Here is a 14,110-nt window from a genome sequence, read left to right as displayed (position 1 = left end):
CCCTCAGTCCTCAGCGATCCGGATGATGGTGCGGCCGGGGACGCGCTGTCGTGGGGCGAACGCGGCGGCCGCCTCGGCCAGCGGCCGAACCGCGCCGACCCGCACCCGGAGCCGACCGTCCCGCAGTCGCCGGGCGAGGTCGGTGAGGCGTGCGCGGTCCGGTTCCACGACGAAGAAGAGGGCCCGCCCGTCGTCGGGCCGCACGGTGGGCGGGTGGGAGATGGTGACGAGCGTGCCGCCAGCCCGCACGAGCGAAGCCGAGCGGTCGAGGATGTCGCCGCCGATCACGTCGAACACGACGTCGGCCTGCCCGGCGTCCTCCAACCGGTCGGTCTCCAGGTTGAGGAACGCATGCGCGCCCAGGTCGAGCACGGTGTCCCGGTCGGCGGCGCGGCCCGTGCCGACCACGCGGGCTCCCGCTTCGCGGGCGAGTTGGACGGCGACCGAGCCGACACCGCCGGCGGCGCCGTGGATCAGGACGGTCTGGCCGGTGACGAGACGGGCGTGGTCGAACAGGCCCTGCCACGCGGTCAGTCCCGAGATCGGCAGTGCGGCTGCCACCGTGTGCTCGATGTCTGCGGGGAGCGGTGCGAGGTTGCGGGCTTCCACGGCGACGTACTCGGCGAGCGAGCCGTTGCGGGTCCAGTCGGTCAGCCCGAAGACCCTCTGGCCGACGGTGAGGCCGGTCGTTCCGTAGCCGAGGTCCGTCACCACCCCCGAGACCTCGTGGCCGGGCACGCTCGGGGTGCGGTCGCGGCCGGCGCGGTCGGTCCAGGTCGCGGGCCAGTCGAGCTCTCCCCGGGTGAAGCCCGCGGCGTGCACCCGCACGATGACGTCGTTCTCGGCGGCGTGGGGATGGGGAAGGTCCTCCGGGGCCAGCCCCGTGACCCCGGCTTCGCGATTCCGGACAGTGATGGCTCGCACGAGCATTCCTTTCGTGTCGTGGTGCGGGTTGAGCGTTACAGGGCCTGTACGCGCCAATCGATCTCCGTTGGGGAGCCGTCGCCCCGGGTGGGGGAGCGACGTGTGACAGTCGCACCCCCGACCGCCACAGTCACGGCGCAGACGACGAAGCGTGCGACGGGAATGGAATGCACCGGGAATGCAGCGGGAGTGCCGCGAATGTATCGGCTCGGTCCTGGCTGCTGGCGGTCACCGCGGCCAGGGAGCATCGATGATGCGCTCGACCATGGACGTACGGCGGAATCCGGGAACGAAGTGTTCCAGGACGTCCGCATTGATGGTCCCGTACGTGGTCTCCGGGCGGCCTTTGAGGCCGTCGACGAATGCCTGCAGGAACTCCTTCTTGAACTCACCACGCGGATGAGTGGCGACGATCTGGTCCACCTGGTCGCCTTCCAGCCTGTCCAGCCCCCAGCCGATCGCGTCGGTCAGCACGCCGTAGTTCGTGGCAGCCGTCTCGGGGCCCATCCGGGCGGGAAGCCCCGGCGTCGTGTGCAGGGCGATCGCCGTCCAGACCACCTCGGCGGCGCTCTGGGAGAACCCGCGGTCACGCAGGAATTTCCGAGCGTGGTCGGCGCCGTCCAGTTCGAAACGCTGCTGCGTTTCCGAGAACGGGATCAAAAGGCCCGCGTCATGGAACATCGCCGAGATGTAGAGCAACTCGGGATCGGGCTGGAGGTCCAGCTCACGCGCGTGGAGGGAACCGAAGAGAAATACACGCCGGGAGTGGTGGAAGATCAAGGAGTTCGTTTTCTCCCGAAGAAACTCCGTGGCCTCCGCGACAGCCGAGGTCTCGGGGATTTCCACCCCTGCGATGATGTCGGTCATGGTGTCCGTGCTTTCCGGGGCGATGTGCTGCGAGTGGAACGTGCGTCCGTACCCCACGATGCCGACCATGCGGCCCCCGACGCCGCCTCGGTCCGGCCATGAACCACTCGAATCCAGTCATCTCAGGATGGGTCCGTGAGCGCCGACACGCATCGGGTAGCGATCCTCGTCTACGACGGGGTCAAACTGCTCGACGTCGTCGGCCCCGCCGAAGTGTTCGGGGAAGCGAATCTGCTCGGTGCGGACTACCGGATCGCCCTGGTGTCGACGACGGGTGCCGACGTCGCCTCCTCGATCGGGATGCGGATCGCCGTCGACGGCAGTGCCGCCACGCAGCCGGACCCCGACACGTTCCTGATGCCGGGCGGAGACGTCTATCCCAGATCCCCTGTCACACGCGATCTGGTCGAAGCCGCCAGGGATCTGGCAGCCCGCTCCGGTCGGGTCGCCTCCGTGTGCTCCGGTGCCTTCGTCCTCGGCGCGGCCGGACTTCTGGACGGCAAACGGGCGACCACCCACTGGAAGATCGCGGGCGAACTCGCGGCCCGGCACCCGAAGACCCGTGTCGAACCCGACGCCATCTACGTGCGCGACGGCACTGTGTACACCTCCGCGGGCGTCACCGCAGGCATCGACCTCGCACTGGCCCTCGTCGAGGAGGATCACGGGCCCGACATCAGCCGGGAGGTGGCCCGCTCTCTGGTGGTCTACCTGCAACGGCCGGGCGGTCAGTCACAGTTCTCCGCGTCCCTGCAGGGGCCGCCGCCCCGGTCGCCCGCCCTGCGCAGGGTCGTCGATCTGGTCACGGCGGATCCCGCCGGCAACTACTCCCTCGCCGAACTGGCTACGCGTCTCAACGTCAGTACGCGGCACCTCACGAGGCTGTTCCGGGAGGAGCTGGGCACCACGCCGGCCCGGTACGTCGAGTCGATCCGGTTCGACCTTGCGAAGTCGCTGCTCGACCGGGGACACACCGCGACGCAGGCGGCGTCCTTGGCCGGCTTCCCGAGCTACGAGAGTCTTCGCCGAGTCTTCGCGCGCGAGATGTCCATCAGCCCTGCCGCCTACCAGCGCCGGTTCACCACCGCACGCCGCCCCGAGTAGGGCCCGCCGGGCCGCGTAACGAATTGCGCACCTGGGGTCTCCGACTGCGCGCACGACCTGCGATCGGTTGCGTCGGCTACCCATGATCGTCATGCGAACCCCGCACCGCGCCCCATCCGCTTACCTGATGCAGCGCCACCAGGCGTGGCGCTGCGCCGCCCGCAGGACAGCTGTATGCCCCCGGTCGGCGTCGTGGCCGTCGTCGCATCTCGCACGTCACCCTGCGCTGGTCGTAAGGGGCGGCCGCCTCGACACTCCTGGTGACGGGGCCTCTGTATCAACTCGTCCTCCGAAGACCGGCTGAACGTCGAAGTGAGACTTGCCCGTTCGATGGTCCAAAGTGTCGGGCAGCGGGTTCCCTCGCAAGGGAGGATGGTCGCCATGACGAGCGAAGGCACCTCGATCGACTCCACCAGGCCCAGCATCGCGCGTGTTTACGACTACCTGCTGGGCGGCAAGGACAACTACGCCGTGGACAGGGAGATCGGCGACGTATTCAAACGCGATCTTCCCGGCTCGGTGGCGATCGCCTTCGCCAACCGCTCGGTGCTGACCCGGGCGATCGCGGAGATCGCGACGACCGCCGACGTGTCCCAGTTCATCGACCTGGGCAGTGGTCTGCCTACCGCCGACAACGTTCATCAGGTCGCTCAACGGCACACCCCGGAGGCCCGCGTGGTGTACGTGGACAACGACCCCCAGGTGCTCGTCCACGGACGTGCCCTGCTGGAGGAGAACGACCGGACCCGCGTCGTCGAGGCCGATGTCCGCGACCCCGAAGCCGTGTACAACCACCCGGAAACCCGGGAAATGATCGACTTCGAACGGCCCGTGGCCGTCGTGTTCAGTGCCATCCTTCATCACGTCAACGACGACGAGGACCCGGCCGGGCTCGTCCGCTACTGGCGCGACCGTGTGCCCTCCGGAAGCTACTTCTTCGTCAGCCACTTCCGTTCCGGCAACAACCCGGAGACGGCCGAGGCGGAGAAGGTCCTCCAGCGGACATTCGGCCGTGGCCGCTGGCGCACCGACGAGCAGATCGCGTCGCTGCTGGACGGTCTGGAGATCCTCGACCCCGGAGTCGTCCCCGCCTCCCTGTGGCGCCCTGAGGCGGTCGGTAGGCCGTGGAACGATGGCGCCGAAAGGGAACTCACCGTCTGGGAACACCTCATCGCCGCGGGGCTGGCCCGCAAGTCCTGAGTGCAGGCGGCGTCGGCCCGCACCAGCCACTTCGCACGACCTTGCCCCGCCGATCAAACGATCGACGGGGCGAAGGACACATAGGGCCCCAGGATTTCACCTTCCAGGCCCGCGGGCGCGAAGACGGCGGCCGGTGAATCGCCGAGCCCTCGGCTGTAGCCGCGCAGGGCGGCGGCGACGGGCTCCAGGACGTCCGGGTATCCGACCGCGGCGCGAATCTCCTCCGGGCCGAAGTAGGCGGGCCGGCCCGTCACTGCGGCAGCCCTTCAAGGCGTCCGCGGGCGACCACGGCTACCTCTCCGCCGACCCGTACCGACGTGATGTCCTCCGGGCGGCCGTGGGCGCTGATCGTCATCTCGCTGGGGCGGCCACAGAACTGCCCCTGCCGCAGCGCCTGCTGTTCGCCGTCCTCGAGCCGTCCGTGACGCCGGAGGTAGGCGGCCACACATCCGGCGGCACTGCCGGTGGCCACGTCCTCGACGACACCGTCGTTGTTCCAGTGCCGCCCTTCCAGGGCCTCGGAGTCCAGGAGATAGGCGAACTGCGCTCCGGCCTGAGCCAGCGGTTGGCCGATGTCGGACGTGATCCTGGCCCGCGCCAACGCGCCCGCCCGTACGGGAACGATCAGGTACCGCAGCCCCGTCGAGACGATCTCGGGACGCAGGCCGGTCTCGAGGTCCTCCTCGTCCAGAGAGAACCAGGAAGCCAGGCGGTTCAGCTCAGGTCGGCCGAGGAACTGCGGAGGGCCCTGGTCGAGGACGCTCGCGTACCGCCCGGGACCACGGCGCACGGTGACAACCTCCACCGTCCGTGCCTTCAGCTCGAGCGACCATGTCCGGCCGGCGTCGCCGCCGTCCAGAGCGTGCAGGACGCTCGCGGCCCCGATGACGGGATGCCCGGCGAAGTCCAGCTCCTCACTCAGGTCGAAGACCCGCGCCCGCCATGCGTCACCCGCGTCGCCCTTCTGATCCAGAAAGATGGATTCGAAGTGACGCATTTCCTCGGTGATCCGCTGCATTTGGGAGCCGTTCAAATCTGCCGCGCCGGGAAAGACAGCAAGACTGTTTCCACTGAAAGGCGTTCCGCTGAAGACATCGACGTGAAAATAGTGCATACCCCGACGCTACCGCCGGGCCGAAATCAGCGGCACCCGCCGCGTCAACAGAGGGGGCATAACATGTCGTCGGCTGCGCGAGATTTCGATGCGGCCCAGGACCCGCTGCCGCTCGTGCTCTTCTCTCAGCCCTGCCGCTGGAGGGCTCCTCTGCTCGACGCCCTGGAGACCGCGGGGCGCCGATGGGACGTCGCCTTCGAGAGCACCGCCCTGGGCGCGGTACAGGCCGCCGTGCGCGCCGGTCTGGGTGCCACCGCACTGCTCCCGGCAAACGTGGAACCGGGCACGGCGACCGACGTGCTGCCCGCCCTCCCGGACGTCGAGGTCGCCCTCATCCGCCCCACCGGCACCGACGGCGACCCACTCCTCGACGCGGTGGAGAACCTCCTGCGGCGGCTGACCGACCTCGCGGCCTCGGCAGGCTGAAGGGCGAAGCTGAGGCCAGGCCGTGAGGCGGCGAACTCTGGCTGACAACACGCATCACTACAGGCCGTCGGAGCCTACAAGGGCGAGCCGTAAAATCAATGAGGCCCGCAGCAGCCCAGATAGGCAGAGATTACTCACGCCCGCTCACCGACCTCACGTTTGAATTCATCTCCTCGACCTCCGACTCCAGTGCCGAGAGCGCCATTATGAGAAGTCGCCGGTTCATCAGAAGCCGCGCGCGAATAGGCCGTACGAGCGCCCTGTGCCGGCGTAGCCGGTTCACGCCGCTCACAGGAACAGCTCCGCAGAAAACCACAGAGCGGAACGACAGTAAGGAAGAGTAACCAGACGAAGAGACTCATGGTCGCGCTGTGCGCAGCGTCGGCGTTAGCAATCCTGGCGGTCGTGCCGACCACGGCACAGGCAGCCGGAATCGAGGACGGCGCTCCTCCGGTGGCAGCCGAGAACGAGATCATCAGGCACGCCTACGCGTGGGCCACGGACACGTGGTTCACCTCTGGGATCGGCTTCCGCAGCCCTTCCTCAGAGCAGTACTACGAAGCCTTCCCCGACACCTCCGTCGGCGGTGCGCTGGAGGACATGAGCGACCACATCAACCGGCCCTCCGCGCAGCGGGTCCGGGACCTCCACGCGGGATCCGTCATCGCCGTGAAGTACCTGGACAGTTCGGAGGGCGGTGCGACCGGTCACATGATGACGGTGGAGTCCGTCGCCCCCCACGGGGCGTCTCCTCCCGCTCGCCTGTCCGATCAGCGGGCGACCGCGCCTGGTTGTGGTTCGGGTTCAGGACGCGGCGCACGACGGCCTGGTTGTGCTGTACACCCTGTCCGCGGCGGACGACGGCCTGGTTGTTCTGAGTCATGAGCTTCCTCCTGTTGACCGACTGGCTGTCCTCCTGATTCTTGGGGGTGGACGACCATCCTGGATGGGTAACCGTTGCTCAGAAAAGGGAGCGCGAGGACGCATGGAGGTTGGATCGGCCGGGATGGTGTGGGCACGTGACAGGCCGGGGCTGTTCGCTAGCCGCAGTACGGTGATCGCCGTCACCCGACCCCCACCACGGCGACCCGGCCCGTGCCGGCGGAACGCCGCAGCATCGCCCGCCGCCGTTCATGCGCCAGGCTCGGAGCTTGTGCTGGAGCCGCAGGGGATGGGCTGGATCGGGTCCTGATCGACCGTGGTTCCCCTGAACCTCGTTGCCGTTGCCGCTTCGCCGGCGGCGGGTACAACGCCGAGGATCGGGACGACTACGACTACGCCGACGCCGACGCCGTCCCCTCCCGACCTCGATCTGGTCGCGGGGGAACGGCTGCGTCCGGGCGACACGGCTGGCGCTGACGGGACCGTGCGGAAGCTTCGGGCCTGGCGGGGCCTCCGGGCCGGTCGGCCCGGCGGGACTGGCCCGCATCGGACTGTGCGGGACGTCGGTGGTTCCACCGGCCTGCTATCGGCTCTCGGCCTCGGACTTGAGCCGGCTCAGCCAGTCGGTCAGGGACTGCTCCAGGGCCTGCTTGAGCTGGACCGGCTGGGCCTCTACCGGGGCGCCGCTCCAGGACTCCTCGGTGCTGAGAGTCACCACGCCGTCGTGCTCCTCGAAGGACCAGACGTGGACACCGTCGATGCCGTTCGCGGGGCCGCCCCAGACGATGCGTGCGCCGGGCACGACCTGGAGGAGCGTGGAAGTGATGTCGAGGCCGTGGGTCAGCCAGCGGATGCTCGCACCGGGGGCGAGCGGGCCGGTGAACTCGACCCGGTCGACGTTCGCGTTCCACCGGGTCCATCCTGCGATGTCCGTGTGGACGTCCCAGACGACGGAAAGCGGGGCCTTCACGGTGGTGGAGACCCGCACGATCACGGGGGCGTTGCCGTCGATGTCGATGTCCGCGGGTGACTGGGGCTGCGGGAGGTTGGTGGGGGTGTTCATGTTGAAGGAGTCCTTTTCGGCTTCGGGAGCGGCTCGGAATGTGGGTGGGTGTTCAGGGGATCTCGCCGGTCATGCTCTTTGCCCGGGACGGGCCGCACGGTGCGCTCAGAGCTGCAACCAGGGCTGCGGCAGCGGCGATTGCTGTGGCTGTGCGAGGAAGGCGCCTGGAAGCAGCTGTTGGCCGAGGCGAAGCCGAGGACTCCGCCCTTGACCGAGGTGAGGCCGAGGGCTCCGCCGGCCTGCTGGGTGGTGCTGCTTAGACGTCCGGCCCGGCCGGCGTCGTGACGGGCTGGTCAGGAGCGGTTTTCGCTGTCGTGCTTGAGGTTGTTCAGCCAGTTCTGAAGAGATGCGTCGAGGGCTGTCTGCAGAGTGGCGGTGTCGGCCACGACCGGCTCACCGGTCCATGACTCCTCGGTGTGTACGAGCACCCCGTGCTTGGTCGGGGTGAAGGTCCACACGTGGACGGCGTTGATGCCCTGGGCGGGGCCTCCCCAGGCGAGGCACCTCCGGTGCTCGACCTGCTTGACAGTGGACGTTATGTCCAGGCCCTGGGTCTTCCAGCGGAACACCGAGCCCGGCCGCAACCGGCCCGGCGTGTCCTTGACCAGCGAGGTGACGTCGGGCTGCCAGCTGGGCCACTTCTCGACGTCCGTCTGCACCTTCCAGATCGTTTCCAGCGGTGCATGGATCACGATGTTCTTGCGGGTGATCACCGGCGCGTCCTCGTCGACATGTACGCCGTCGCATGTGAGCGACTGGTCGGACTCGGCCTTGGGTGAGTGGTCGTGCGAGTGGCCGTCATCCAGACCGGCGCCGACGAGCAGAGCCGCGGAGAGGGCGATGAGCGGGGCGGCAATGACAGCACGCATGGCGAGTTTCCTAACGGAAGAGACCTGAGTGGACCCGCGACATGCGGGTGAGAACCGCGCTGAGTGAGCGCTGCTCGCTTCTGTTAGAGACTATAACTAGCGCTACTGGGTATTGCAACGGGGGTGCCGGTGGATCGCATGGAACAGGTAGCGGGAGCGAACCTGACCGCTGGGGGACCACGGGCCCGATACCTGGAGCGGACGCGTGCGGAGATCAAGGAGTGGCTCTGTTCCCGACGGTTGTTCATCGCCCGGAGGTGGTTGGATCGGGCAGGGGTCGATGTTCACGAGGACGGGAGGCGCCCGATCCGGAGCCCGCTCCTGATGGGCGTGGGCGATCCCTCAAGGGGGCTGTCGGGAGTCTGGCCGCGCTCGGACACCGCCGCATCGTCCGGGTGGGAGGTCCGGCCGGTCTGGGACACAGAGCGATCCGCGCGACGGCGTTCGAGCCGGTGGCACGTGAGCTCGGACTCGAGGGTGGCCCTCAGATGGCGACGGGGTTCGCGGGCGGCCGTGACGCCGGTGGCCCGGCGTCACCTCTTACGGGCCCCGCCGCGGCTGCCCTCTTCCGTCTCCAGAATCTCGGGCTCCGGTGGCACGGTCAGGCCCCATGATCCGCGGGGCGCGGGACACGCCCTAGCGCACAGCCCGGACCGCGCGGTCTCCCGACAGCCGGGACCACCAGACGCCCTCGCCGTGTGTCAGCCCCGGCAGCCGCAGCTCGATGTCCCGCACCTGCCGGGCGGGCAGCTCGCCGGTTACCACCCAGGTGTCACGCCCCCCGGTCGTCTCCTTGAACTCGGCTCCGGCGGAGGCGAGTTCGGCCGTCACCGGGGCGAGCGCGTCGGCCGGGATCTCCACCTCGAAGGCGTGGTACGGCTCGTACACCCGTGTCCCCGCCCGCTCCAGAGCGCGGAGCAGCACGATCGGGGTCAGTCCGCGGAAGTCCGCGGCGGTGCTGAGCGGCGCGACGAACCCGGAGCGGATCAGGGTGACCCGGTAGTCGGTCACCGGCCGGCCGTGCGGCCCGTTCAGCAGGGACGCGTGAACCGTGTCCTCGATCGCCTGGTGGAACGCCCGGGGGAGTGCGCCGAGTTGGGTCTCGTACGCGAAGACGCCACCGGAGCCGCGCGGTCCGGGCTCGATGCGCAGACCCACCGTCGCCCAGAATCCCGCGTGCCCGTGCCGCTGGATCTCCTCGTGCGCCTCACCGGTGCCGTCGGGCCGTTCCAGCAACCGCACCCGGCTCGGCTCGAATTCGGCCTCGATGCCGAAGTCCTGCACGAGCGTGGCCGCGAGGACCTCCTTCTGGACCTCCCCGTAGAGCAGGAGCGCGGTGCTGCCGGACACGGCGGGCCCGGCGTGCAGCAGGGGGTCCTGGTCGGACAGTGTGAGCAGGGCGGTTCGCAACGCCGCCGCCTGCTCCGGGTGCTTCGCCCGTACCAGTGTCTCCAGCGTGGGCGCGGCGAACTGCGGTGCGCGGTCCGTGACATGACCGACCCGGTCGCCGACCCGGACGCCGGGGACCCCGCGGATCGCGGCGATGTCACCTGCGGTGAGGGAGGTCGCGCCGGGCCGTCCGATCACCTCCAGATCCCGTGCCCGGCCCGGCACCTCACGGGTTCGGCCGTCTGTCTCGCGGCGTACGAAGGCGAGTCGTTGACGATGCGTCACCTCGCCCTCGTACAACCGCAGATAGGCCGTACGCTCGCCGCCCGGTGCGGTCCGTACGGCGAAGACCGTGCCGCGCGGCACGGCGCCGGCGGGGGAGAGCGGGCGGGGGACCAGGCGGATCAGTCCCTCGATCAGAGCGGCGACGCCCTGGCCGCCGAGCGCCGACCCGAAGAAGACCGGGTGGACCGAGCCGTCTCCGGTACGAGTTGTGAGCGCGGCCCACAGCTCGTCCCGGGTCGGCGGCGGACCGTCCACGAGGGCGGCCAGGACGCCCGGGTCGACCTCGGCGAGCGTATCGGCCGCGAGGTCGCCGAGGGGGCGCGGCAGGACACGGGCCGCCGGGGTGCCGATGTCCGTCACCCGCGAGAGCGGGACCGCGTGCGGTGTGAGGAGGCGCCGGATGTCGTCGAGAAGGCTGTCCTGGCGCGCTCCCGCCCGGTCGATCTTGTTGACGAGGATCAGGGTGGGCAGGCCGAGGCGCCGCAGGGTCTTCATCAGGACGCGGGTCTGTGCCTGGACGCCCTCGACGGCGGACAGCAGGAGTACCGCCCCGTCCAGGATCTCCAGAGCCCGCTCGACCTCGGCGATGAAGTCCGAGTGCCCGGGGGTGTCGATCAGGTTGATCTGTACATCACCCACGCTGAAGGCGGCGACGGCCGAGCGGACGGTGATCCCGCGCTGCCGCTCGATCGCTCCGTCGTCCGTGCGGGTGTCCCCGGCGTCGACGCTGCCGAGCCGGTCGATGGTGCCGCCGTCGAACAGCAGGCGCTCGGTGAGGCTGGTCTTACCCGCGTCGACGTGGGCCAGAATTCCGATGTTCAGGGTGTGCATGCGTGGTCGAGTCCTCGAAGCCAGTCGTCCGGTGGGGGCGCTGAGACATTCCGAGGAAACGGCGCATTCGTTCTCCTGAGCTCGAGGGGCACCGCTCGTGCGGGGCCTGGCCCCGCCATCATGGCGTGACCCAGGCGGTGGCCCGCAACCGGTTTTCCCCCCGGTCGAAGGCTCGAAAGGTCCCCAGTAGCATGAGGTACGCACTCCGGGCCGATCTTGCCAACCGGCGACGCAACCCGGTTCGACATGCGAGGAGCGGTCGTGCGTGACATCGCCGTGTTCAGCGGTAGCGCCCATCCCGAGCTGGCGGCCGAGCTCTGCGCGCATCTCGGTGTGCCGCTCAGCCCGACCCGCGTCAGCCGGTTCGCCAATGACTGCCTGGAGGTCCAGCTCCAGGCCAACTGCCGCGAGCGCGACGTCTTCCTGGTGCAGCCACTGGTCACTCCGGTGCAGGAGCACCTCGTCGAACTGCTGATGATGTGCGACGCGGCGCGGGGCGCGTCCGCCGGGCGGATCACCGTGGTGATGCCCCATTATTCGTACGCACGTTCGGACAAGAAGGACATGCCGCGGATCTCCATGGGCGGCCGGCTCGTGGCGGATCTGCTGGTGGCTGCCGGTGCGAGCCGTGTCCTCGCGATGACGCTGCACTCCCCGCAGGTGCACGGCTTCTTCTCGGTGCCGGTCGACCATCTGCACGCCCTGCGGGAACTTGCCGCGCACTTCCGGTCCAACGACCTGTCGAGTACGACGGTGGTCTCACCGGACCTCGGCAACGCCAAGGAGGCCGCGGCGTTCGCGCGGCTGATCGGTGCCCAGGTGGCCGCCGGCGCGAAGCAGCGGTTCGCCGACGACCGGGTGAGCATCAGCTCCGTCATCGGTGAGATCGCCGGACGCGATGTCATCGTGCTGGACGACGAGATCGCCAAGGGCAGCACGGTCCTCGAACTCCTGGAGCGGCTGCGTGAGTTGGGGCCGCGGTCGATCCGGGTCGCCTGCACCCACGGGCTGTTCGCGGCGGGCGCGCTCAAGCGGCTCAGCGAGCAGCCCGACGTGCTGGAGATCGTCTGCACGAACACCGTGCCGATCCCGGCCGAGGAGCACACGGAGAAACTGAGCGTCCTGTCCATCGCCCCGGCGCTCGCCGAGGCGGTGCGGCGCATTCACAACGGTGAGTCCGTCAGCGCTCTGTTCGACGCGCCGCAGAACCAGTAGACAGGAGGGAGCGGAACTTCCCTCCCGTCCGTCCGGTCACCAGGAGCGGCTGCCGTGCCCGGCCGGGAAGCCGCGGAGCAACGCCCGGCGTCACCCAGGTGATCAGGAGGGCTCGCAGTGGCCAAGGCGAAATTCGAGCGGACCAAGCCGCATGTGAACATCGGCACCATCGGGCATATCGACCACGGCAAGACGACGTTGACGGCGGCCATCACCAAGGTGCTGCACGACCGGTTCCCCGGTCTGAACCCGTACACGCCGTTCGACCAGATCGACAAGGCGCCCGAGGAGCGGCAGCGCGGCATCACGATCTCGATCGCCCATGTCGAGTACCAGACGGAGAGCCGGCACTACGCGCACGTGGACTGCCCGGGGCACGCGGACTACATCAAGAACATGATCACGGGCGCCGCGCAGATGGACGGCGCGATCCTCGTGGTCGCGGCGACCGACGGCCCGATGCCGCAGACCAAGGAACACGTTCTGCTGGCACGGCAGGTCGGCGTCCCCTACATCGTGGTCGCGCTGAACAAGACCGACATGGTGGACGACGAGGAGATCCTGGAACTCGTCGAGCTCGAAGTGCGCGAGCTGCTCAGCGAGTACGAGTTCCCTGGCGACGACGTCCCGGTCGTCCGCGTGTCCGCGCTGAAGGCGCTCGAGGGCGACCCGGAGTGGAGCGCGTCGATCCTCGAACTCCTCGCGGCCGTCGACGCGTTCGTGCCGGAACCCGTACGTGACGTGGACCGGCCGTTCCTGCTGCCGATCGAGGACGTCTTCACCATCACAGGCCGCGGCACGGTCGTCACCGGCCGGATCGAGCGCGGGGTGCTGAAGGTGAACAGCGAGGTCGAGATCATCGGCATCCACGAGCAGAAGACCCGGACCACCGTCACCGGCGTCGAGATGTTCCGAAAGCTCCTTGACGAGGGCCGGGCGGGCGAGAATGTCGGGCTGCTGCTGCGGGGAGTGAGGCGCGAGGAGGTGGAGCGGGGACAGGTCGTCATCAAGCCGGGTTCCGTGACACCGCACACCCGGTTCGAGGCGCGCGCCTACATCCTCTCCAAGGACGAGGGCGGCCGGCACACCCCCTTCTTCGACAACTACCGCCCGCAGTTCTACTTCCGTACGACGGACGTGACCGGAGTCGTGACCCTGCCCAAGGGGACGGAGATGGTCATGCCGGGCGACAACACCACCATGGAGGTGGAGTTGATCCAGCCGATCGCGATGGAGGAAGGGCTGAAGTTCGCCATCCGCGAGGGCGGCAGGACGGTCGGCGCCGGGCAGGTCACGAAGATCCGGGCGTAGGCGGCGGGGTCGGGAGGGTTCTCAGAACGAGTCCGACGTGGCCTCCGGGCGGCTCAGCGCCTCCTCCAGTGAGGCCGCGGGCGGCAGGATCCGCGCGAGCCCGGTCACCCGGAGCATGCGCAGGGTCAGCGGATGTGTGCAGACCAGGTACAGCCGGCCGCCGCGGTCGAGGACGCGGCGCCTGGCGCGGTACAGCAGCCGCAGACCCGAGCAGTCGAAGAACTCGACGCACCGCAGGTCGATCACGACCTGTGGTGCCGGGCCCGAGGTGGCCGAGTCCAGCAACGAGGTGATCTCCGTCGTCGCGAGCAGATCGATCTCCCCGTGCAACTCCAGCACCACATGACCGCGGTCATGATGGATGCGCAGATGCCTGGAGCACGGTGCGGGGTCGCTCACCACGCGGACATCACCTCCAACCGGCAGCCGACCTGCCCCCGAACGCGGGGGGAGGGTCACCGGGGCCGGGGTGACGGCACGTCAAGTGATCCTGGACACGGCCCCGGGGCACCGGTGGGTGCAAAAGCGTTCCTCGCTCTGCAAGTTACCCTCGCTGAGATGAATTTCAGCATGTTCGATTGACATATGTCTCCGCTGTGCGCGGCGAGTTGACCGACTGTGCTCCGGGTG

Annotated in this window: 13 protein-coding genes; 5 read left to right on the top strand and 8 right to left on the bottom strand. The window is 68.9% G+C overall.

What is annotated here, in order from left to right; genetic code table 11:
• Positions 1-3: 3 nt before the first annotated feature.
• Together ACWD68_RS28530 and ACWD68_RS28525 are read right to left on the bottom strand one after the other, a co-directional pair.
• Positions 4-924, bottom strand: coding sequence for an NADP-dependent oxidoreductase (locus ACWD68_RS28530; protein ID WP_451809324.1), 921 nt, complete (start codon positions 922-924; stop codon positions 4-6).
• A gap of 228 nt (positions 925-1,152) precedes the next feature.
• Positions 1,153-1,791: an HD domain-containing protein gene (locus ACWD68_RS28525; RefSeq protein WP_451809364.1), complete on the bottom strand. Its 639-nt coding sequence runs from the start codon at positions 1,789-1,791 to the stop codon at positions 1,153-1,155.
• A 135-nt stretch (positions 1,792-1,926) separates the two neighbouring features.
• On the opposite strand from ACWD68_RS28525, the gene ACWD68_RS28520 reads away from it, so the two are divergent.
• Together ACWD68_RS28520 and ACWD68_RS28515 are read left to right on the top strand one after the other, a co-directional pair.
• Positions 1,927-2,895, top strand: a complete 969-nt coding sequence (locus ACWD68_RS28520; protein ID WP_451809323.1) for a GlxA family transcriptional regulator — start codon at positions 1,927-1,929, stop codon at positions 2,893-2,895.
• Between the two features lie 381 nt (positions 2,896-3,276).
• Positions 3,277-4,095: an SAM-dependent methyltransferase gene (locus ACWD68_RS28515; protein ID WP_451809322.1), complete on the top strand. Its 819-nt coding sequence runs from the start codon at positions 3,277-3,279 to the stop codon at positions 4,093-4,095.
• Positions 4,096-4,148: 53 nt separating this feature from the next.
• On the opposite strand, the gene ACWD68_RS28510 is transcribed toward ACWD68_RS28515, so the two are convergent.
• Positions 4,149-4,349, bottom strand: coding sequence for a hypothetical protein (locus ACWD68_RS28510; RefSeq protein WP_451809321.1), 201 nt, complete (start codon positions 4,347-4,349; stop codon positions 4,149-4,151).
• A complete protein-coding gene (locus tag ACWD68_RS28505) occupies positions 4,346-5,209 on the bottom strand; it encodes a PhzF family phenazine biosynthesis protein (RefSeq protein ID WP_451809320.1) in 864 nt (287 codons plus the stop codon). Before ACWD68_RS28505 ends, ACWD68_RS28510 begins: the two co-directional genes overlap by 4 nt.
• A 63-nt stretch (positions 5,210-5,272) precedes the next feature.
• Here ACWD68_RS28505 and ACWD68_RS28500 point away from each other — a divergent pair, with 63 nt between their 5' ends.
• On the top strand, positions 5,273-5,635 hold the full coding sequence (locus ACWD68_RS28500; RefSeq protein WP_451809319.1) for a LysR substrate-binding domain-containing protein: 363 nt from the start codon (positions 5,273-5,275) through the stop codon (positions 5,633-5,635).
• A gap of 1,465 nt (positions 5,636-7,100) precedes the next feature.
• Here ACWD68_RS28500 and ACWD68_RS28495 read toward each other — a convergent pair.
• The 3 genes from ACWD68_RS28495 to otr(A) all read right to left on the bottom strand — a co-directional run bounded on the left by ACWD68_RS28495 (position 7,101) and on the right by otr(A) (position 10,954).
• Positions 7,101-7,580 carry an SRPBCC family protein gene (locus ACWD68_RS28495; protein ID WP_451809318.1) on the bottom strand — a complete coding sequence of 160 codons (480 nt, stop codon included), beginning with the start codon at positions 7,578-7,580 and terminating at the stop codon, positions 7,101-7,103.
• Positions 7,581-7,873: 293 nt separating this feature from the next.
• The gene (locus ACWD68_RS28490; protein ID WP_451809317.1) at positions 7,874-8,449 is read right to left on the bottom strand and encodes an SRPBCC family protein; all 576 of its coding nucleotides are present in this window, start codon (positions 8,447-8,449) and stop codon (positions 7,874-7,876) included.
• A gap of 636 nt (positions 8,450-9,085) precedes the next feature.
• The gene (gene otr(A) / locus ACWD68_RS28485; protein WP_451809316.1) at positions 9,086-10,954 is read right to left on the bottom strand and encodes a tetracycline resistance ribosomal protection protein Otr(A); all 1,869 of its coding nucleotides are present in this window, start codon (positions 10,952-10,954) and stop codon (positions 9,086-9,088) included.
• 261 nt (positions 10,955-11,215) lie between these two features.
• Between otr(A) and ACWD68_RS28480 the strand changes: the two genes are divergently transcribed.
• Positions 11,216-12,169 (top strand): ribose-phosphate diphosphokinase, encoded by a 954-nt coding sequence (locus ACWD68_RS28480; protein WP_451809315.1) that lies wholly within the window; start codon positions 11,216-11,218, stop codon positions 12,167-12,169.
• 117 nt (positions 12,170-12,286) lie between these two features.
• The gene (tuf, locus tag ACWD68_RS28475; protein WP_451809314.1) at positions 12,287-13,480 is read left to right on the top strand and encodes an elongation factor Tu; all 1,194 of its coding nucleotides are present in this window, start codon (positions 12,287-12,289) and stop codon (positions 13,478-13,480) included.
• A gap of 21 nt (positions 13,481-13,501) precedes the next feature.
• Here the strand turns inward: tuf and ACWD68_RS28470 are convergent, their stop codons facing one another.
• Positions 13,502-13,882, bottom strand: coding sequence for an anti-sigma factor antagonist (locus tag ACWD68_RS28470; RefSeq protein ID WP_451809313.1), 381 nt, complete (start codon positions 13,880-13,882; stop codon positions 13,502-13,504).
• Between the last annotated feature and the right edge of the window lie 228 nt (positions 13,883-14,110).

The organism is Streptomyces sp. NPDC005141 (genome assembly GCF_053599975.1).
Note: the sequence above shows the minus strand (reverse complement) of the source record. Positions and strands in the feature narration are given on the sequence as shown.

Bases quoted from the DNA above. Each gene is read 5' to 3' on its own strand.
- ACWD68_RS28525 (WP_451809364.1), bottom strand. From the start codon at position 1,791: ATGACCGACATCATCGCAGGGGTGGAAATCCCCGAGACCTCGGCTGTC.
- ACWD68_RS28515 (WP_451809322.1), top strand. From the start codon at position 3,277: ATGACGAGCGAAGGCACCTCGATCGACTCCACCAGGCCCAGCATCGCG.
- ACWD68_RS28505 (WP_451809320.1), bottom strand. From the start codon at position 5,209: ATGCACTATTTTCACGTCGATGTCTTCAGCGGAACGCCTTTCAGTGGA.
- ACWD68_RS28500 (WP_451809319.1), top strand. From the start codon at position 5,273: ATGTCGTCGGCTGCGCGAGATTTCGATGCGGCCCAGGACCCGCTGCCG.
- ACWD68_RS28495 (WP_451809318.1), bottom strand. From the start codon at position 7,580: ATGAACACCCCCACCAACCTCCCGCAGCCCCAGTCACCCGCGGACATC.
- ACWD68_RS28490 (WP_451809317.1), bottom strand. From the start codon at position 8,449: ATGCGTGCTGTCATTGCCGCCCCGCTCATCGCCCTCTCCGCGGCTCTG.